14 protein-coding genes, 1 tRNA gene and 1 pseudogene are annotated in these 19,101 nt (G+C 48.4%); 7 read left to right on the top strand and 9 right to left on the bottom strand.

What is annotated here, in order from left to right; all coding sequences use genetic code 11:
* The first annotated feature begins 501 nt into the window (after positions 1 to 501).
* Complete coding sequence (locus tag ACJMM9_RS06690) at positions 502 to 2,505, top strand: putative bifunctional diguanylate cyclase/phosphodiesterase (protein ID WP_405324928.1); 2,004 nt, start codon at positions 502 to 504, stop codon at positions 2,503 to 2,505.
* Here the strand turns inward: ACJMM9_RS06690 and ACJMM9_RS06685 are convergent.
* Positions 2,502 to 3,335, bottom strand: a complete 834-nt coding sequence (locus ACJMM9_RS06685; RefSeq protein WP_405324927.1) for a TatD family hydrolase — start codon at positions 3,333 to 3,335, stop codon at positions 2,502 to 2,504. The genes ACJMM9_RS06690 and ACJMM9_RS06685 overlap by 4 nt on opposite strands.
* A gap of 100 nt (positions 3,336 to 3,435) precedes the next feature.
* Positions 3,436 to 3,903 carry a transcription elongation factor GreA gene (gene greA, locus ACJMM9_RS06680; RefSeq protein WP_405324924.1) on the bottom strand — a complete coding sequence of 156 codons (468 nt, stop codon included), beginning with the start codon at positions 3,901 to 3,903 and terminating at the stop codon, positions 3,436 to 3,438.
* A gap of 210 nt (positions 3,904 to 4,113) precedes the next feature.
* Here greA and ACJMM9_RS06675 point away from each other — a divergent pair, with 210 nt between their 5' ends.
* The 3 genes and pseudogenes from ACJMM9_RS06675 (at position 4,114) to ACJMM9_RS06665 (ending at position 6,959) form a co-directional block, all read left to right on the top strand.
* A complete protein-coding gene (locus ACJMM9_RS06675) occupies positions 4,114 to 5,025 on the top strand; it encodes a fibrobacter succinogenes major paralogous domain-containing protein (protein WP_405324921.1) in 912 nt (303 codons plus the stop codon).
* Between the two features lie 107 nt (positions 5,026 to 5,132).
* A pseudogene (locus tag ACJMM9_RS06670) lies at positions 5,133 to 5,615 on the top strand (DUF2062 domain-containing protein); the annotation flags it as partial.
* Between the two features lie 99 nt (positions 5,616 to 5,714).
* A complete protein-coding gene (locus ACJMM9_RS06665; RefSeq protein ID WP_405324981.1) occupies positions 5,715 to 6,959 on the top strand; it encodes a DUF1015 domain-containing protein in 1,245 nt (414 codons plus the stop codon).
* 309 nt (positions 6,960 to 7,268) lie between these two features.
* Here ACJMM9_RS06665 and ACJMM9_RS06660 read toward each other — a convergent pair whose 3' ends face one another.
* Complete coding sequence (locus ACJMM9_RS06660; protein ID WP_405324919.1) at positions 7,269 to 8,210, bottom strand: S26 family signal peptidase; 942 nt, start codon at positions 8,208 to 8,210, stop codon at positions 7,269 to 7,271.
* Positions 8,211 to 8,224: 14 nt separating this feature from the next.
* Positions 8,225 to 10,045, bottom strand: a complete 1,821-nt coding sequence (gene lepA / locus ACJMM9_RS06655; RefSeq protein ID WP_405324917.1) for a translation elongation factor 4 — start codon at positions 10,043 to 10,045, stop codon at positions 8,225 to 8,227.
* Between the two features lie 241 nt (positions 10,046 to 10,286).
* Between lepA and ACJMM9_RS06650 the strand changes: the two genes are divergently transcribed.
* Together ACJMM9_RS06650 and ACJMM9_RS06645 are read left to right on the top strand one after the other, a co-directional pair.
* Positions 10,287 to 10,712, top strand: a complete 426-nt coding sequence (locus ACJMM9_RS06650) for a peptidylprolyl isomerase (protein WP_173353887.1) — start codon at positions 10,287 to 10,289, stop codon at positions 10,710 to 10,712.
* A gap of 2 nt (positions 10,713 to 10,714) precedes the next feature.
* On the top strand, positions 10,715 to 11,806 hold the full coding sequence (locus tag ACJMM9_RS06645; RefSeq protein WP_405324914.1) for a hypothetical protein: 1,092 nt from the start codon (positions 10,715 to 10,717) through the stop codon (positions 11,804 to 11,806).
* Positions 11,807 to 11,933: 127 nt separating this feature from the next.
* Here ACJMM9_RS06645 and lexA read toward each other — a convergent pair whose 3' ends face one another.
* Positions 11,934 to 12,587, bottom strand: a complete 654-nt coding sequence (gene lexA, locus ACJMM9_RS06640) for a transcriptional repressor LexA (protein WP_072828019.1) — start codon at positions 12,585 to 12,587, stop codon at positions 11,934 to 11,936.
* Positions 12,588 to 12,769: 182 nt separating this feature from the next.
* Between lexA and ACJMM9_RS06635 the strand changes: the two genes are divergently transcribed.
* Positions 12,770 to 12,843: transfer RNA gene (locus tag ACJMM9_RS06635), tRNA-Pro, on the top strand.
* 423 nt (positions 12,844 to 13,266) lie between these two features.
* Here the strand turns inward: ACJMM9_RS06635 and ACJMM9_RS06630 are convergent.
* The 4 genes from ACJMM9_RS06630 to ACJMM9_RS06615 all read right to left on the bottom strand — a co-directional run bounded on the left by ACJMM9_RS06630 (position 13,267) and on the right by ACJMM9_RS06615 (position 19,004).
* A complete protein-coding gene (locus ACJMM9_RS06630) occupies positions 13,267 to 13,938 on the bottom strand; it encodes a hypothetical protein (protein ID WP_405324912.1) in 672 nt (223 codons plus the stop codon).
* 66 nt (positions 13,939 to 14,004) lie between these two features.
* Positions 14,005 to 16,242 carry a CotH kinase family protein gene (locus ACJMM9_RS06625; protein ID WP_405324909.1) on the bottom strand — a complete coding sequence of 746 codons (2,238 nt, stop codon included), beginning with the start codon at positions 16,240 to 16,242 and terminating at the stop codon, positions 14,005 to 14,007.
* 314 nt (positions 16,243 to 16,556) lie between these two features.
* Positions 16,557 to 17,486 carry an alpha-E domain-containing protein gene (locus ACJMM9_RS06620; protein WP_405324907.1) on the bottom strand — a complete coding sequence of 310 codons (930 nt, stop codon included), beginning with the start codon at positions 17,484 to 17,486 and terminating at the stop codon, positions 16,557 to 16,559.
* Positions 17,487 to 17,510: 24 nt separating this feature from the next.
* Positions 17,511 to 19,004 carry a circularly permuted type 2 ATP-grasp protein gene (locus ACJMM9_RS06615; RefSeq protein ID WP_405324904.1) on the bottom strand — a complete coding sequence of 498 codons (1,494 nt, stop codon included), beginning with the start codon at positions 19,002 to 19,004 and terminating at the stop codon, positions 17,511 to 17,513.
* Between the last annotated feature and the right edge of the window lie 97 nt (positions 19,005 to 19,101).

Below are 19,101 nucleotides of genomic sequence, written 5' to 3'. Positions count from 1 at the left end.
CAAAAGCCGGAGGCTTTTTTGCTTTGAATGTTTGCTTGTTTTTACATTACGAAATGTTACTTGTTTACATTTTGTCGCAGGGGTGGTGTGCCTGGGCAATTTTTTCGATCATGAAATTTTAGGAAAATGATGGTCGGGGAGGTGTCTTTTTTCGAAATTTTTGGAACGATTTGGATCATCTTGTGATACGAAAAAGAGTGATGATCCTCATAAAACGTAGTATTTAACGGTGTTGATAAATGGTAAAAAATAATTTATTCAAATTTTAGAAAATATTTTATCTATAATGAGCTTTTTCGATATTTTAAGCCTATATTCAATTATAGTTGATGTGGATACCTGTAAATTTTTAAATGCAAGTATCCATGTTGATTAACACAAATGATATTCCAAATTGGAATACTTGGAGTTGGAGTAAAGAAATCCTTACTAAATTCTTCCATGGTGTTCCGTTTTGAAATATTCTACATATTTTAGGTGTAAATAAAAGATTGGGTTGACATGAGACTTTTTGATGAACATGTGGTGTTGCGTTTTTCGCTATTGTTAGCGTGTTTCCTGTTTGCAGAATCGATTCCCGATATTCTGAATTTTACTGAGCACGTCTATAATTTCATACCGTACTTTTTGGCGATAGTTTTTTTGGCGTATGTTGCTCTTTTCTACAAGTTTCCAAAAGATGGTCGGAAGATCCGCAACGATGTTGAAATCCCTGAACCGAAGGTCGTAGAGCCGATTCGCGATCTTAAGAAGGATCTTCTTGAAAAGGATGAACTCTTCCAGATGATGATCGATGTGTCGTCTGATGGATTCTGGACATTTGATGTGGCGTCCGGGAAGGTTTACTGGTCCAACCGCATAGCGAAGTTGCTTGCCGCTGAAAGTGCGAACCTTGAAGATTCCTTTGAACCGCTGAAAAACAGGGTGATCGAAAGCGACTGGAATGCTTTCCGTGAACAGCTCAATGCCGCTTTGCAGACCTCAGGTACGTTCTCGTGCAATCTGACGTTGCTGGATGCTTCCAAGAAAAATGCAAAGCTCGTGATTAGCGGTCGTGTCCAGAGCAATGAAATGGGCCGCCCGATTCGCGTAATCGGTTCCCTGACTGAATCTGTCGATCGCAAGTCTGCGGAACGTGAACGCTATAATTACGTTTACCAGGATGCGCTCACGGGCATCTTCAATCGCAAGTATTTCCTTGAAAAGCTTAAGACCGACGTGGATATTGCTGCAAAGCGTCCGGGCTATGTTTTTGCCGTGGCGCTTTTGGATGTTGATAGCTTTGGCGCTATCAATGCTTCTTATTCCATCAATATTGGTGATAATGTTCTCCGCACGATTGCAGACCGTTTAAAATCGGTCGCTCGCCCGGATGACTGCGTGGCTCGTATTGGACCTGATGTTTTTGCTGTGATCTTGCATAACATCCAAAGCCGCGATCCCAATGATGATTTAATACCGCTTGTACGTAATATTCATAACAAGATAAAATCTCCGATTGCGCTGGAGGGCAAAGACCTTTACATCAGCGTTTCGATGTCGATTGTCGTAAACCAGGATGTCGATTGCGTCGAGGATATTCTTGCCAATGCAAACGCGAGCCTTCGCGATATGAAGAAGGGCATTAACCACGGCGGAATCCAGTTCTTTAGCGGCGGCATTCGCGAAAAGGCGATGAAGCTTTACAAGCTTGAGTTTGAAATCCGCCGTGCAATCCAGGCCCAAGAATTTGTGCTGATGTACCAGCCGATTGTCGATATCCAGGCGGGCAACAAGATTGTGGGCTTTGAAGCGCTTGTGCGCTGGAACCAGTCGGAACGAGGCATTATTTCGCCGGCTGAATTTATCCCGATTGCTGAAGAAACTGGGCTCATTGTGCCGATGGGAGCGCTCATTTTGCGCATGGCCTGCAGGCAGACCAAGCAATGGGTCGATATGGGCTTCAAGGATATCCAGGTGGCGGTGAACTTCTCGGCAAAGCAGTTCTCGATGGATTCCATGGTCGATGATGTGCGTCGCGTGTTGACCGAAACAAACTTGAATCCGCGTAACTTGAAGCTCGAAATTACGGAATACACAGCCATGTGTGAAGCGGACAAGACGATTGAAATCATGCGTGCGCTTTCGAACATGGGCATCCAGATTTCGATTGATGACTTTGGAACGGGTTATAGCTCGCTTTCTTACTTGAAGCGTTACCCGGTGCATACGCTCAAGATGGACAAGTACTTTGTGGATCATGTGGCGGATAATGAAGAAGATGCTTCGTTTGCCCGCATGGTGATTGGCATTGCGAAGTCCTTGAACTTGGACCTCATCGCCGAAGGCGTTGAAACGAAGGAACAGCTCGACTTCTTGTATCGCGAAGGCTGCCACTTGATTCAGGGGTACTACTTTAGCAGGCCGCTCAATACAGATAAAGCACTAGAGTACATGAAGGAACATTATAATGTTCCGGCGCAGGGATCCAGCTTCGAAACGGAACCGGAAGCCGTTAAGGCTTAGATTCCGTAACACGTTTTAGTATTTTCACGACAGTGATGGTAGAGGTCTTCTACCGTCACGTTTTTTATTTCGGCGAGCTTGTCGGCGATGAAGGGAATGTAGCCGGAGTGGCAGGGCTTGCCTCGGAAGGGGACGGGCGCCATGTAAGGGGCATCGGTCTCCAAAAGCATTTGGTTGAGCGGAATGAGCGCTGCTGCGTCTCGGACATTTTGCGCGTTGTTGAACGTGACGATTCCCGTGAATCCGACGAAAATGTTTGCGTCTAGTTGAAGGAGCTGCTCGACGAATTCTGGCGTACCTGTAAAGCAATGAATGTGAATGTTGCGGTTGTGCAAGTTTGCTGCGCGCAGAACGGCAAGGGCGTCGTCATCGGCTTCGCGAAGGTGGAGTACGAGAGGCTTGCCGCTTTCGATGCCGAGCTGCAAATGACGCTCGAAAAGCTTGACTTGTGCGGCCTTTGTTTCGGCACCGTAATGGTAATCGAGACCGAACTCACCGCAGGCAACGCACTTCGGGTGCTTCAAAAATTCCATCATGCGAGCTTCGTCTTCGGCAGTCTCTGTTTCGACATATTCGGGATGGATGCCGTAAGCGGCGTAGACAAATGGATACTTTTCGCTGAGTTCGCGAGCGCGGTCGAAGTCGGCTGGGTCGCAGGCCACATGGATAAATGCTTCTGGCTGCGCAATCTTGGAGGCTGCCGCTTTTTCTTTAGCGGAGCTGCGTTCGGTCGTGAAACTGGCGGTCTGGAAACGCTCTAAAAGCGCGTCAAAGGATTCGCCCGCATGGCGCTCGTAAGAATCAATATGACAATGAGTATCGATGAACATTTAGTGAATTTGGAGTTCGGAATTCGGAGTTCGGAATTGAAATAATCGCGGCAAAGCCGCCAAATTAAATAATTTCTAATTCCTACATCCTAATTCCGAATTAATAAGTTACCTCTAATATCTCGTACGTGATTTTTCCGCGGGGGGCTTGGACATCGACGGTGTCACCGGCTTTTTTGCCTTGCAAGGCTTCGCCGATGGGGGACTTCATGCTGATGCGGCCCTGGAGCGGGTCGATTTCCTTGTCGCCAACGATTGAGTAGACCTTTTCGCGTTTGGTCTTCTTGTCGATCATCTTGACGGTAGCGCCAAAGCGGATGGAGCCGTCCTTGGTGGCGGCGTTTTCGACAATCTGTGCGCCATCCAGAATGCGGTCGAGTTCACGCAGGCGGCGGTCAATTTCGCGTACGCGCATACGGCCGTAAGTGTAGGCGGCGTTTTCGCTGCGGTCGCCTTCGGCAGCGGCGGCTTGCACCTGGTTGATCATTGCCGGGCGTTCAACGTATTTGAGATGTTCCCATTCTGCCTTGAATTTTTCAAAGCCTTCTTTCGAAATCAAGTGTTTCATGGGTGAAAATTTAGAAAAAGTGGTTAGGCGGTTGGGTCAATAGTCTTTGGTCATTGGTCCTTAGTTCGTATAATCGCAGCAAAGCCGTCAAATATTATTCTAATAACTAAAGACTAATGACTAAATCTTGTTGCTTGAAATAAAAACTATATTTGAAAAAACTTTGTTAGGGAGAATCTTGTGTTGTTGAAGAATTTGTGGTGTGGAAAGATGTCTTTGCGTGGGGGAGTGGCTGCTGCGGCTGTTTCTGGTTTGCTTTTGCTTGCGGCTTGCGGTGGTGACAGCGGTACTAGTGCTCTAAACGACAATGGAACATCTGGTTCTGAAGATATTCTCAGTTCTTCTAGTAGCCCCAAAGTTGAATCGTCGTCTAGCGTCATTCTGAGTGGCGATAGCCACGAAGAATCCAGTAATAGTTCATCATCGAGCGGGAAAAATGGTGATGGCTGGAGCTGGGACGTGCCGAAGGAAGATCGTTTGAATCCTGAAATAGACTACGGTTCAATGACGGATTCCCGCGATGGTCAAATTTACAAGACTGTAAAAATCGGTGACCAGGTATGGATGGCTGAAAACTTGAACTATGCTGATAGTGTCAAAACTCCGAGCTTGATGGGCAAAAGTTGGTGCTATGCCAACAAGGCTGAAAACTGTGCTGTGACTGGCCGCCTTTATACTTGGACGGCGGCGATAGACTCGGTGAAGCTCGCGACTGATGCCGACAATCCGCAGGACTGCGGTTTAGGCAAAAGCTGTACTCTGCCTGATACGGTGCAGGGCATTTGTCCGCTGGGCTGGCATTTACCGGAAAAAAAAGAGTGGGATACTTTGCTTACCAAAGTCGGTGGGGAAAAAACGGCGCTCAATGTTCTCAAGTCGCAGACGGGGTGGTTTCATGAAGGTAACGGCTCGGATGACGTGGGCTTTTCCGCACTGCCTGCTGGCGACAGGATCGACAATGGCAATTTCTTTGACATTGGCAAACTCGCCGGCTTTTGGAGTGCTTCTGAGATAGATGACAACTACGCTAAAGCCTTGAACTTGGGCTACTGCAGCAACTATGCGGCCCTGGGCTACTACAAGAAGAGCCTCGGTTTTTCAGTTCGTTGTTTGAAGGACTAGCCGGGGTTGGCGTTCCGCTTTTGTAGAACAAAGACTTTACTCTCGTCTCTCGTCTTTAGTCTTTCCTCTATATTTACTATCTTTGGCTCGGTTAATTACGAGGTGATATGGTTAAATTGAGAAGGAACGAATCGAAGTACAAGCGCTTAAGCCGTATTTATTACAATAGGATGTTTCCGAGGCGTCAGGATGCCATGCGAGTGGCGTGGTCTGTGGCGGCGGGCGTCTTTATTGGCATTTGGCCGACGATTGGTGTCGCCATTATTTTGACGGTTGCGTTCTGTGCCTTGTTCCGCCTTCCGAAGGTTCCGGGGATTGTTTCGTCGTTTGTGGCAAACCCGCTGACTCAGTTCGGGTTCTTCTACCCGACGGGTTATATGCTCGGGTGCAAGATTGTCCATCCGGCGGCGATTGAGTTTGACTTTTTGGAAGAATTCCAGGGGCTTTCGTTCAAAAATTTCACGACGGTGATCGGGCATTTGTGGAATAACGCTGCGGACCACCTGTTGGCGTTCATGATTGGCATTACAATTGTCGCGGCTATTGGCGGCGTCATCTTCTTTTTTCTAGCTTATTTCATCGTAAGTTACAGGAAGAAAAAATGGATTGCGGCAAAGACGGGTTATATCCATAACTTGATTGCCGAAGACGAAGTTTTAATCAAAGAAGCACACAAAGGAAAGAAACCTATGATGCACATCTATCCGTTCAAGGCTTTGCGTCCGGTGAATCCGGCTGAAGCTGAGACTATCTCTGCGCTCCCTTACGACGTGATGAATCGCGCCGAAGCCAAGGCTATGGCTGAGGGCCTTCCGCACTCCTACTTGCGCGTGACGCGTGCCGAACTCGAACTTCCGGATTCTGTCGACGCTTACGATCCGAAGGTTTATGCCCACGCTCGTGAAAATCTCGACAAGATGATCAAAGACGGCGTGATCGCTTTCGACCAGAAGCCGTGCCTCTACGTTTATCGCCAGACGATGAACGGTCGCGAACAGTACGGTCTTGTGTGCTGCGTTCCGGCTGCCGACTACTTCAACGGCACCATCAAAAAGCACGAACTTACCCGCGCAGACAAGGAAGAAGACCGTTTGCGCCATGTGCTTGCTACGAACGCCAATACGGGTCCGGTGTTCCTCACTTACCGCGACAACGGCCAGTTCGATATCTTCGGTGCAGTGACGAAGCGCAAGCCTGTTTACGACTTCGTGAGCAAGGGCGACGGCTTTGGCCACACGGTTTGGGTCATCGACGATGACGCTGAAATCGAAGCTATCCGCAAGTCCTTCGAAGAAATTCCGGTAAGCTACATCGCTGACGGTCACCATCGCAGTGCTGCTGGTGCTCGCGCTGCCAGCTACCGCGCCGAACAGAATCCGAAGAACACGGGCGACGAAGAGTACAACCGTTACCTCGCTATCCTCTTCCCGAGCACCCAGCTCAAGATTTTGGACTACAACCGCGTGCTTAAGGACTTGAACGGCCGCACGCCGGAACAGCTCATGGAAGAAATGAAGCTTGTGTTCGACATCGAAGAATTGCCGAGCATGCAGAGCCCTGCCAAGCAGAACCAGGTGAACTTCTACATGGGCGGCAAGTGGTATGCTTGCACGTTCAAGGACAAGTTCCTCAAGAACCTTGGTCCGGTCGACAGCCTCGATGTGGCTCTCCTCCAGAAGCTCATCTTGAAGCCGCTCTTCGACATTGACGATCCGCGTACTTCCAAGCGCATCGACTTTGTCGGTGGCATCCGCGGCCTCGGCGAACTTGTGAAGCGCGTCGATAGCGGTGAATGCGCCTGCGCATTTGCAATGTACCCGACCACGCTCGATCAGCTCATGAGCATTGCCGACGCTGGCGAAATCATGCCGCCGAAGAGCACTTGGTTCGAACCGAAGCTGCGCGACGGTCTCTTGGTCCACACGCTTGACTAATTGTTTGTAGGCCGCGCGAGCGCTCATTGTAGTGCGAGATGCGCGGACTCCAAAAGCGAAATTGCAGAACGCACCCGGCTCGGGTGCGTTTTTGCTTTTAATACGCAATGCTTTTATTTTTGTGTTCTTGCAAACGGTTGGTTGCAAAATTCGGCATTCTTCTGCTTTTCTTAAAATAGGATTCTAAATTATCAAAGCGTAAAAATCTTGGAATGAGAATGTTAAGACAAATGAATAAATTGTTGAGACTTTTAAATTTATTGCGCTTGGCTGTTTTCTGGAAATTTAGATTTTTTAAGTTTTGGTAGCTTATTGTTTTTTCTTGTTCGCTTTCTTCTTGGATTTCTTTATTTGCTGCTGAATCGATTTTTGGAAATTCAAAATACGGTTGTCGATTTCTGATTGAATCTTATTGGCGACTTTGTTTGCTCGGCCGAGAAGGCGATTTTTTGTAAAGAATCCGATTTCTCTTGAATCCGCGCAGTGGCTTGCCTTTTCGCAAACGAGGTAGTAGCAGTCTTCTGGTACAACGTAATAAGAAATCTTGGATGAATCTGTGGCGCTGAAGAGTTCTCGCTTGATGTGGATGGGCGTGTTGCCCGGTTCTGCAAGGAATATTTGCAGTTCGACGAGGAATCGGTCTTGCCACGGCATGTAGTCGATTTCCTGTAAACTCACAAGGCGGTTTCCAAGTTTGGTGGAACCGATGCGTTCTATGGGCATTTCTCGATTGCCTTGCCAGAGACTCGACTTGACATAGATTTTTTCGTTCTGCTCATGCATGAGCGAAATAAGGTAGTCTTGTTCTACATCGTTTAACTGGTCAAAACGGAGCGTGTCTCCCTTGCGCGGAACGTAGATGCTTCGCGTTTCGATAAAGGCGTCTTCTCCTCTCCACTTAAAATTGCGATGAGGTGTATAGACTTTGCCGTTGTTTGTAATTGTGATAGAATCGCCTGGAACGCCAAGAACTCTACGCACCATGTTGTCCTGGTTCCGCATGATTCCCCAGACAAAGTCTCCGTCTGCGATACTGTCTGTGCAGCGGGGGAGCTTGCACATCCACAGTATGCTGTTCTTCTTGAATTTGGGATAGAGAGAATTGTCCAGAACTCGGACGGGTTCCATGATGTAGTAGCGCACTGCAACCATGACGGCGAGTACAACACCGAGGATAAAGACGAGAAAGAACACGTGCGCCCTGGAATGGCGTCGTTGTAATGACTTGACTTTACGATCGAGTGCTGACATGGCTTTGATTGCGGTTAGTCGTTGCCGCCGGTGGAATCGTCGCTGAGGGAGAGCACGGCGAGGAATGCCTTCTGCGGCACTTCTACGGAGCCGATGCTCTTCATGCGCTTCTTACCTTCCTTCTGCTTTTCGAGGAGCTTACGCTTACGGGTGATGTCACCGCCGTAGCACTTGGCAAGCACGTCCTTGCGCACAGCCTTCACGGTCGAGCGACTGATGATCTTTCCGCCGATGGCGCCCTGGATGGCGACGTCGAACTGCTGGCGCGGAATAAGGTCCTTGAGCTTGACGCAGATGGCGTTAGCGTAGGTGTTTGCCTTGTCGCGGTGGATAATCACGGAGAAGGCGTCAACCGGGTCGCCGTTCAAGAGAATGTCGAGCTTGACGAGGTTGTTGCGCTTGTATTCGCTCGGCGTGTAGTCAAGGCCAGCGTAGCCGCGGCTTAAGGACTTGAGACGGTCGTAGAAGTCGAACATGATTTCGGCAAGCGGGAGGTCGTACTTGAGGATGACCTTCGTTTCGTCGATGTATTCCATCGTTTCGAACGTGCCGCGCTTTTCTTCGCAAAGCGTCATCATGGCGCCGACATATTCCTTCGGCGTAAAGATCTGAGCTTTCACGTACGGCTCTTCGATGTAGTCGTAGCGGCTAGCGTCGGGGAGCTTGGACGGGCTTTCGATTTTCACCATGGAGCCGTCGCTCATGTACACGTGGTATTCCACGTTCGGCACGGTCGTGATGATGTCCACGTTGAATTCGCGGTCCAAACGTTCTTGCACGATTTCCATGTGCAAAAGTCCGAGGAAGCCCGTGCGGAAGCCAAAGCCGAGCGCTTCGGAAGTTTCCGGTTCCCAGCAGAGGGCGGAGTCGTTCAAGCGGAGCTTTTCGAGGGCTTCGCGCAAATCCTTGTAGTCTTCCGGGTCGATGGGGTAGATACCCGAGTAAATCATCGGGAGCACGTCCTTGTAGCCTGGGAGAGGTTCTTCGGCCGGATTCGCGGCATCGGTAAGCGTGTCACCGATTTTCACGTCGCTAATCGTCTTCACGTTTGCAAGCACGTAGCCGACCATGCCTTCGGTGAGTTCCGGGCGCGGGTCGCGGCGCATGCTGAATGTACCGACTTCGGTCACCACATATTCGCCGCCCGTCTTCATCATGTGGATTTTCATGCCCGCCTTGAGTGTGCCTTCGACAATGCGGATGTAGTTGATCACGCCTCGGTAAGAATCGTAAACGGAGTCGAAGATGAGGGCCTTGAGTGGCTTGCCTGCATCGCCCTTCGGGGCCGGGATTTCATCGACGATCTTGTCGAGAACCTGTTCCACGTTGAGACCCGTCTTGGCGGAAATGCGCGGGATTTTGTCCGGGTCGTAGCCGAGTAGGTCGCCGACGAGCTGTGCCACGTGATCGGGCTGTGCACCTGGAAGGTCTACTTTGTTCAAAACCGGGATGATCGTAAGGTCGTTTTCAATCGCAAGGTAGAGGTTCGAAAGCGTCTGGGCTTCAATGCCCTGGCTTGCGTCCACGACGAGGATTGCGCCTTCGCATGCGGCGAGGGAACGGCTGACTTCGTAAGTGAAGTCCACGTGCCCCGGCGTATCGATCATGTTTAAAATGTATTCTTCACCATCTTTTTCGTAGACCATGCGGATGGCGTGAGCCTTGATGGTAATGCCGCGTTCGCGTTCCAGATCCATGTCGTCCAGGAGCTGGTTCATCATTTCGTTTTTGGAGACAGTCTTGGTCAGTTCAATCATTCTGTCGGCCAAGGTGGATTTGCCGTGATCGATGTGGGCGATAATACTAAAATTACGGATATTGTTGTTTTGCGGCATATTAAGATGTTGAAGAGTTTTTGCATAAATATAGAAATCTTGTGCCTGTTTATTGTAATTCGCTGTGAACCCTTTAAAAAAAAACTATATTCTTGTTTAACAATTTGTTCTTTTAGAACGATATAACGACGGAAGTTAAGTTTTGTTTAGAAAACTCATTATTTGCAGTGCCTTGTGCCTTGCCGCAAATGCTTTTGCTGCGGGAAAAGTTTTTAACAAGGATTATACGGGTGTTTCCCAGATTCTTGCTGAAATTACAACCCATGAGGGAAAAATTGTGGTGGACTTGAACTTTAAGGCCGCTCCGAATACCGTAGCGAACTTTGTTGAACTTGCGAATCAGGGGTTCTACAATGGTCTTGTGTTTCACCGCGTTGTTCCGGGATTCATGATCCAGGGCGGCGACCCGAACGGTGATGGAACGGGCGGTCCCGGTTACACTATCGACGATGAGAAAAACGATCTTAAGCATGAGACTGGTGTGATTTCTATGGCGAACAAGGGTCCGAATACTGGCGGCTCTCAGTTCTTCATCACTCATCTCCCGCAGCCGCATTTGGACGGCCATCATACCGTATTTGGTAAGGTTATCGAAGGACATGATGTTGTCTGCCGTATTGACCTGAACGATCCGATTTTAAACATTAAAATTGTGGAAAAGAAGTAAATATGAGTTCAAAAAAAGCGACATCAAAAGCGCCTGCAAAGGCTAGTACTTCTGAAAAGAAAGCGGCAAAGGCCGCTCCGGCCAAAAAGCCTGTAGCAAAGGCAGCTCCGGCACCGGCAAAGAAAGCTGCGCCGGCGAAGGCTCCTGCAAAGGCGGCCCCGGCCAAAAAGCCTGTAGCAAAGGCCGCTCCGGCTCCGGCAAAGAAGGCTGCGCCGGCGAAGGCGCCTGCAAAGGCTGCCCCGGCTGCTTCGGCCAAAAAGCCTGTCGCAAAGAAGGATGTTCCGGCAAAGAAGGAACCCGCAAAAGTGGTGAAGGCCGCCCCGGCGAAGGCTCCTGCAAAGGCAGCTCCGGCAAAAGCTGTTGCCGAAACATCCAAGAAACCAGCTCCCGAAAAGAAGGTTGAACCGGCAGTCGAGGCTAAGGCTCCTGTAGCTCCGAAAAAGGTTGTCGAAAAAGAAGCTGTAAAGGAAGTTGAAAAGAAAATCGAAAAGGAACCGGTTAAGGAGACTGTCGAAAAGGCTCCTGAAAAGGTTCTTGAAAAAGTTGAAGTTGTAGAAAAGTCTGAACCCAAAAAGTCCGCTGTGAAATCTGATTATCCGTATGCTGTTTTGCTTGAAGGCGGTAAGAAGCCTTGCAAGTTCATTATGTTTGTTGAAATTGATGAGCAGGAAGAACGCGCCAACAAGAAGAAGGTGACTTCTGAAATGAAGAACCTCGAAAAGAAGCCGACTTCCGCTATCCGCCACAAGATTTCTCTTGCTGAAGAAACGCAGGAAGAATTGACGGAACGCATCTTGAAGGAACTCGAAGAACAGAACGCTGCGTTCACGCGTGAAGCGGCAACGCAGATTTGCACTCGCTGCAACAAGAACCTTGTGTCTCCGGAATTCTGGGTCGACAAGCATCTCGGCTACTGCGAAGAATGCGCCGCTATTTTGCACTTGGGCCAGTCCAAGGAAGCCCGCAAGGTGGAATACCAGCTGGGCGCCATGGGCGGTGACTCTCTTGACGAAGTGGAGGACGACGATATCGAAGGACCGGACGCAGCTGACCTCAAGGAAGCTGAAGAAGAACTCGCCGATTTCGACGATTAATGTCATCCTGGAACGTAGCGACGGACAGCCTCGATAGGCGAAAGTCGCATCCGTTAAATTGTACGAACGAAAAAAGCCGAGGCGTTGAACCTCGGTTTTTTGTTGTTAAATTTTTATTATTGATAAACTAATTGACTTTTCTCATGACGCCGATGACGCGGCCAGCAATGGAGAAGTCTTTTTTGTTGTTCACAATGATTGGCTTGTATTTCGGGTTGGCCGGGCGCAGTTCCACATGGTCTGCGCTCGGATGGTAGTACTTGACAGTCGCTTCGTTATCAATCTGTGCAACGACGATTTCGCCAAGGTCGGCGGTCTTTTGCTGACGAGCAAAAATCAGGTCGCCATCGAAAATGCCGGCATTGATCATGGAATCGCCTTTGACGCGGAGCGCAAAGACATCGCTACGGCAAGCGAGAAAGTCTCTGTCGATGGTGACTGTGCCTTCGAGGTTCTGCACGGCGAGAATCGGCGTACCGGCGGCAACGCGACCGACGATAGGAATCTCGATGGTGTTGCTTGCAACTTCCTTGTTCGATTCTTTGTCGTCGCTCAAAATCTCGATACCGCGGCTGAGGCGCGGAGAGCGGTTGATGTAGCCTTTCTTGATGAGGGCGGCGAGAATGGAACGTACGCCGTTCGTGGAAGAAATGTCGAAGTGGTTGCCAATTTCGCGGACCGTTGGCGGCATGTGGTTTTCTTTAGAATACTTCTTGATGTATTCGTAGATTTCTTCTTGCCTTGCGGTCATCTCTTTGCGTTTTTCGTTGTTGTTTTCCATGGTTTGCCTCTCGTCATAAAGGATGCTGGAATATATACAATATAAATATAATGCACAACTGGGCAATTGTCAATATTTTCAGTGCACAAAAGTGAAGTTTTTGTGAAAAATTTTATTATAGATAAATTTTTTTCGTAAATAGACTCAATTTTCTGTTAATCTTTGCTATATTTGGAGCACTTCGGGGTGTAGCTCAGCCTGGTAGAGCGTCTGCTTTGGGAGCAGAATGTCGTCAGTTCGAATCTGGCTACCCCGATACACAAAGAGCCGCCCCGTAGGGGTGGCTCTTTGTGTATTTGGTGAGGTGCCAGATGAACTGACGAAGTCAGTTCGATTAAAACCGGCGAGAGCGTAGCGAACACAGCCGGTTTTAAGCCTTGACTTGAGCGAAGCTCAAGCAAGCCCGAAGGGCAAATCGTGAAACGAAGTGAACGATTTGGCAATCTGGCTACCCCGATATTTAATCGGGATCCAGCGCCGCCCATCTGGCTACCCCAAGCATTTCCAAGCATATAAAAAAATCTACGCAGCCGTAAGCTACGCAGATTTTTGTTGTTTGGGGGATATGTGTTTAATATAGTTATTCAATATCTTTAAAATATTGCTTTTTACTTCGCTAAATGATATGACTGTATTGACTGTATTTACGGCCTGTAATTAATATTTTTGATGACAATTATTAATCCTTTTTCAAAAAATATTTATCCATCGGGAAAAAATCAATAAGAAACGATCCTTGATAAACTGTGTAAAATTCAGTTCCAATATTCGTTGCTAAATAAGTGCGTTTGCTGACCGTTATGCTCGATTTGCTACTGAATATAAGGTCGTAATGCATCCCTGATTTTGTTGTCCAAGTATCTTTATCAATAAGGATTTCTTTTTGGAGTATTGGCTTTTTTGTGAACCTTGCAGGAAGTTCGATAATCTGCGGAATAGAAACGAGAATGGCAAGTAAGACTAGGAAAAATAATTCAGTAATAAAATTTTTTGTAGATGGCACTTTGTTGTTTTTTCTTATTGGCAATACTTTAAAGAAGTGTAAAATGATGCCCATCCCAAAGCTTACACAGAAGGCTAGTGAAATTCTAAGCAATGTTCTGTATAACTCACGCTCGGCAAGTTTGTCTAAAAATGCATCATCGATGATATAGTCGAGATTAAACGAATGTGTTTTTGCTTTTAGAAGAAAAAATGCTGTAATAAAGCATACTTCTAGTATGGATAAAATAATTAGCGTTTTTTTTCTGAATGAATTTTTTTTAGAAATTGTTGACTTCACTTCGGACGGTGGGAGAGGTTGACTTTCCATCATCATGAGCTTTCTGCGTCTTTTGGCTGCTCTGGACATATTCCCAATATAAAAAATCCCCGCGACGCTTGTTCGCGGGGAGGAGGATGTGGATTGTGTGATATCTTACTTGAACACTGCCGTAATTGTCATACCTGCGGTGGGCGTAACCTTGTGAGGGTTTTCTGTTGAACCGTCAGACCATCCCGTGAATACTGCACCGGCGCTTGCCGCAGCTGTCAATTGAAGCTCGTTGTTGCTGAAGAACTTGCACTGATAATTGTTGCTCGGAAGCTTCATGCCGTCCACCTGTACGCTGCCGTTTCCGCTAGCCGCGATTGTTACGGAGACTTCGTTTTCAAGGTCAAAGCGTTCGGCCATTTCTTTCTTGAGCGTTTCGCCGCGATTCTTGGCGTAGGATATAAGTGTATTGCCTGTCGGATCCCACTTGAAATTGCTCTGGTTGCGCGGCCAGCGTTTTTCGTCGCGCTGCTGTTCCGAAGAAGGTATTGTGGCCATCATGGACTGCACAGTGCTCTGCACCTTTTCGTAAGTCAAGTAGCTGTTGAGGAGGATGCAGGCGTTGTTGATGAACATGCGCTTGAAGTCGGGATTTTCGAGGAGCTTCTTGAGCATGCCGCCTGGAGATCTGCTGTCAACGGAGCTGCCGCCGCCAAAGCCGCCGAAACCGCCCCACATGCCACCGTTTCCGCCTTGATTGCTTGATTTTGAACCGAGAACCCAGTCGAACATATTTTGATTTTGGGCATCGAAACCGCTAATGCCCGGTGTAAATCCAAAACCGTGATCTGTGTCGAATGCGACGAATTTGAACGGATGGCCGTTGCCGCCCCAAGCGCGAACATTGTTGTTTGGCCAGTCGCCGTTGTGGTAGTACATTTCGGCGAACATGTACTGGGCAAAACTGTTCACGTTGAGCTTGCTCTTAATCTGTTCGTACTGAGCGTTGTTTTCGCCTGCAAAATTTGCACTAGAAATGCTGTTTACAAGTTGCTGGTAATCGCTTGTGGAAGCTCCGTTTGTACCGCTTGCTTCGTAGCTTGTACCGGCAATCTTGATCATGTTGATGGACTTGGAGTCAATGCCGTAGTTTGTTTCGACAAAGTGTCTGTTCAATCGTTCACGCATGTCGTGGATGCCGAAGTATTCGCCATTGTAGAATACGACGACTTGGCGACTGCGCTGGTAATCAACTTCTGTGCCTTCCATGAGCGATGTCATCATGGCGTCACCGACGTAATCCGTCCAGAAACGGTTGCCGTTGTTGCGTAAGTTGAAGCTTTTGAATTTCTTTGCTTCTGGGCGCGTTTTGAACAAAGAATATTTAATGGTCTTGTCGCCGTAAGTATCGTTGTCCATTTTTATGGCCACGCTTTTCTTGGGCTTGTATCGGCTCCAGTTTCCGATAATCGAAATGCCGGCATCAATTTCCCAAGTTTTTTCGGTGGTGGAACTTCCTTTTTCAAAGTATTCCACGTGTACGGGGAGTTCCGTGTCTTTCCAGAAGTTTGCGGCCTTGCAAGGTTCTGTACATTTGGGATTGCTGTTGTCGGTAGTGTTGCCTCCGCCTATGTCCCACATGCCGCCGCCAAATCCGCCGCCAGTGAGGTTCCCTGTGGCGTAGAGACCGTCAGTAGAGTCGAACATGTCGTGGTGATTGACGGTGAGTGCGACAACCGGCATCGAGACGCTTTCGTTGATGAAGTACGTCTGTGTCGTGGTATCCACAGCCATGCCGTTTATGAATTCAGAACAACGTACAACGGAATTTTCTGTAATTGGAGTGGCTGTTGTAATTTGTTTGGAATTGGCCGTCGGAAACGAACCGTCAAATGTACAACGGATATCGCCGCCTTTTTGTGGGGTGGGCGGTTCAATAGTTAAACTCTTGTAGAAGCCTGCTTTCGGGAGAAAAGTCGCTTTAGGCTTGTGGTTGTCGCCATAATCCTGAAGGCTGCTAGATGATGATTGCTCTGTCGATGTATTTGATGTTGCTGCGGAGCTTGAAGAAAGTGCTGGCTGCTCTGGTGTAATCGAACTGCTTGTCTCTGGAATTACAGAACTCGAAAGCGCGATAGGCGAGGAAGAACTGCTAAGGTTGTTTACGCTAGATGAGCCTGGAACAGGGGCGGTTTGTGAACTTGAAACTTCGGAAAATTCGACAGAAGAAGACAAAAATTGTGCTGGAGGAAGTTTGCTTGAATTTTCCTGAGGTTCGTTAGATGACGAACTTTCGCTGATTTGAAGTGTGTCGTCAAACGGAGCTGCGACATTGTCGTCTGTGCAACTACAAAAATATGTGCTCGCAAACGCAAGAAACCAAACTATATGTTTATTCTGCATATCTCATCCCATAATGAATTAACAAACACCCTAACACCTTCATATTGGAATATATAGTGGTTTATCTTGTATTTTATAATATTTGTCAAAAAATTTTATTGACTGTTGTCAAAATTGAGAATTTTATAAAACGAGTGGGGTAAAAACGCTCAGAAAAAATTCTGCATGAAAGAAGTATTTTTTTTATATGATTTAAATGATTGCTTTTTAAATTGATTTTAGTTATAGAGCGTAAGTTTGGCATTTTTTTTATCAAAGAGAAATGGCGAGCCGAAACCCGCCATTGTTTTTTTATTTGAGTGTAATGGAAAATCTTAGCAGAAAAAATCTTTCCAGATTTGATTGCCGAGTTCATTTAAGCGAATCTGGACTTTTTCAATTTGTTCGTGAAGTCCCTGGTCGATGATTTCTTCGATGGTGGTGAATGCGATGTCGGAACGCAACTTGCCCAGAAGGCGGATTGAATCCGCCTTGCTCTTAACGGGATAGGCAATGTTCTTGAGACACAGCTCCGCTTTCTCCAGGCAGTAGCGCAAGGATCGTGGAAAGTCTTCGGAGAGCAATAGAAATTCCGCGACGTTATGCGGCGTCACATTCGAATTGCGGCGGTGGAACATTTCGTACGCACCGACACTCTTGAGAACGGCGTTCCACTGCACGGTATCGAGCGCCATGCCCACCATGCTCACATCCGGAAGCAAGATGTAATACTTGACATCCAGAATACGCGAAGTCTGGTCGGCGCGTTCGAGTAATGTGCCGAGATGCGTAAAGTTCCAGGCGACATCGTGGTTCATCGTGCCTTGAATGATGCCTGCCGTGAGCTGGCTGAATTCCTTGACACTGTTGTAAAAGGCGTGAGGGCCAGCCAATGCTTCTTTAGGCATTTCGGGGTCGTTTAGTTTCAGATAGAACTGATTGATGGCAATCCACAGTTCCGACGAAATCCTTTCGCGGACGCAGCGGGCGTTTTCACGGGCGGCCCCGACGCATGAAATGATGCTGTTTGGATTCTCTTTGTCGAACGTCAGGAACATGAGCGCGTTTTCGATGGAAACATGGGCGTATTTTTTGAAGAAAGCATCTGCGTTGCCGGCGATCTGGATCACCGGTTCCCAGGGGCGTTCTTCACCGGGCAAGTCCAGTTGCAGCTGGAGGTTTACGTCGATGCTTCGCGCGACGTTTTCGGCGCGTTCAATATAGCGGGCGAGCCAATAAATGGAATTTGCGACTCTACTTAACATAATACATTTCCTACTTCTAAATTCCTATTGTTGTTGCTGTTGTTGTTCCATCCAGAGTTTAGCTTGTCCGAGTTCCGGGGCCTTCTCGTTTTCGGCGATAACCCAGGTGTCCTTGCATCCGCCACCCTGCGAGCTGTTCACCACGATAGAACCCTTGCGGAGTGCCACGCGAGTGAGGCCACCAGGGAGGATGTAGGTTTCCCGCCCTTGCACAATGTAGGGGCGCAAATCCACATGGCGACCTTCGAAACCGCCATCGACAATGCAAGGCACGCGGCTGAGCGAAATCATGGGTTGCGCGATGTAGTTGCGTGGGTTTGCGATAATTTTGCTCTTGAACGCTTCACATTCCTCCTTGGTGGATTTCGGGCCGACGAGCATGCCGTAGCCGCCGGATTCGCTGGCAGCCTTGACGACCATGTTTTCGATGTGGTCCAGCACATGCTGCATGTACTTCGGGTTTTCGCATACGAATGTCGGCACGTTCGGAATAATCGCTTCTTCGCCGAGGTAGTACTTGATAATCTGCGGCACATAGGTGTAAATCGCCTTGTCGTCGGCAACGCCGCAACCGGGCGCATTCGCAAGCGCTACGTTTCCCGCCTTGTACGCTTCGATCAATCCGGGTACGCCGAGGCAAGAATCCGGGCGGAAAACCTTCGGATCCAAGAATTCATCATCGACACGGCGGTAAATTACATGAACCTGCTTGAGGCCACGCGTCGTGCGTGCGTAGACTTTCTTGTCTTGCACAACGAGGTCGTCTCCGGTCACGAGGTCCACGCCCATCTGCTGTGCCAAATAGGAATGTTCGTAGTACGCCGAATTGTAGATACCGGGAGTCAACACCACGACCTTTGGCGATGCCGTGGAATCGGCCAAGTATTCCAGCGCATGGCGCAGACGGGTGCAGTATTCGTCTACCGGGCGAATGGAACAATTGGAGAATACCTGCGGGAATGTACGCTTGAGAATCTGGCGGTTTTGCAACACGTACGAGACTCCACTCGGGCAACGCATGTTGTCTTCGAGCACATAGAATGTGCCGTCGGTATCGCGCACAAGGTCTGTACCGGTAATGTGTGCCCAGATTCCCTTGGGCGGTACAAAGCCTTCCATCTGCGCTCGGTATGCGGTGCAGGTGTTGATGAGACTTTCGGGCACAATCTTGTCGCGCAAAATCTTGCGGTCGTTGTAGATGTCCGTCAAAAAGCAGTTCAGCGCTTCTGTACGCTGTTTGAGGCCTGCTTCGAGGTGCTTCCAGTCGGCTGCGCTTACAATACGCGGGATGACATCAAAGGGAATGATTTTGTCCTTGCCTTCCTTGTTGCCGTAAACCGCGAATGTAATGCCGTTATCGTAAAATGCAGATTCGGCAATGGTCTGGCGGCGTTGCAGTTCTCCTTCGGGAAGCTCGTTGATTTTTGTAAACAGCGGCTCTGCGGCCGGGCGGGGAGTCCCGTCAGGTAAGCAAAGCTCGTCGTAAAAGCCTTCGGTATCGTAGTTTCCAAATCGCATGTTGTGTTTCCTTATGCTTTTATGTGTTAGTTATTAGTCTTTAGTTGTTGGTCATTAGAAAATCTCGATATGAAATTCTCTAGTAACTAGTAACTCA

Source organism: Fibrobacter sp. (assembly GCF_045112255.1).
GTDB lineage: Bacteria > Fibrobacterota > Fibrobacteria > Fibrobacterales > Fibrobacteraceae > Fibrobacter.
This window is presented reverse-complemented; position numbering and strand designations above follow the sequence as displayed.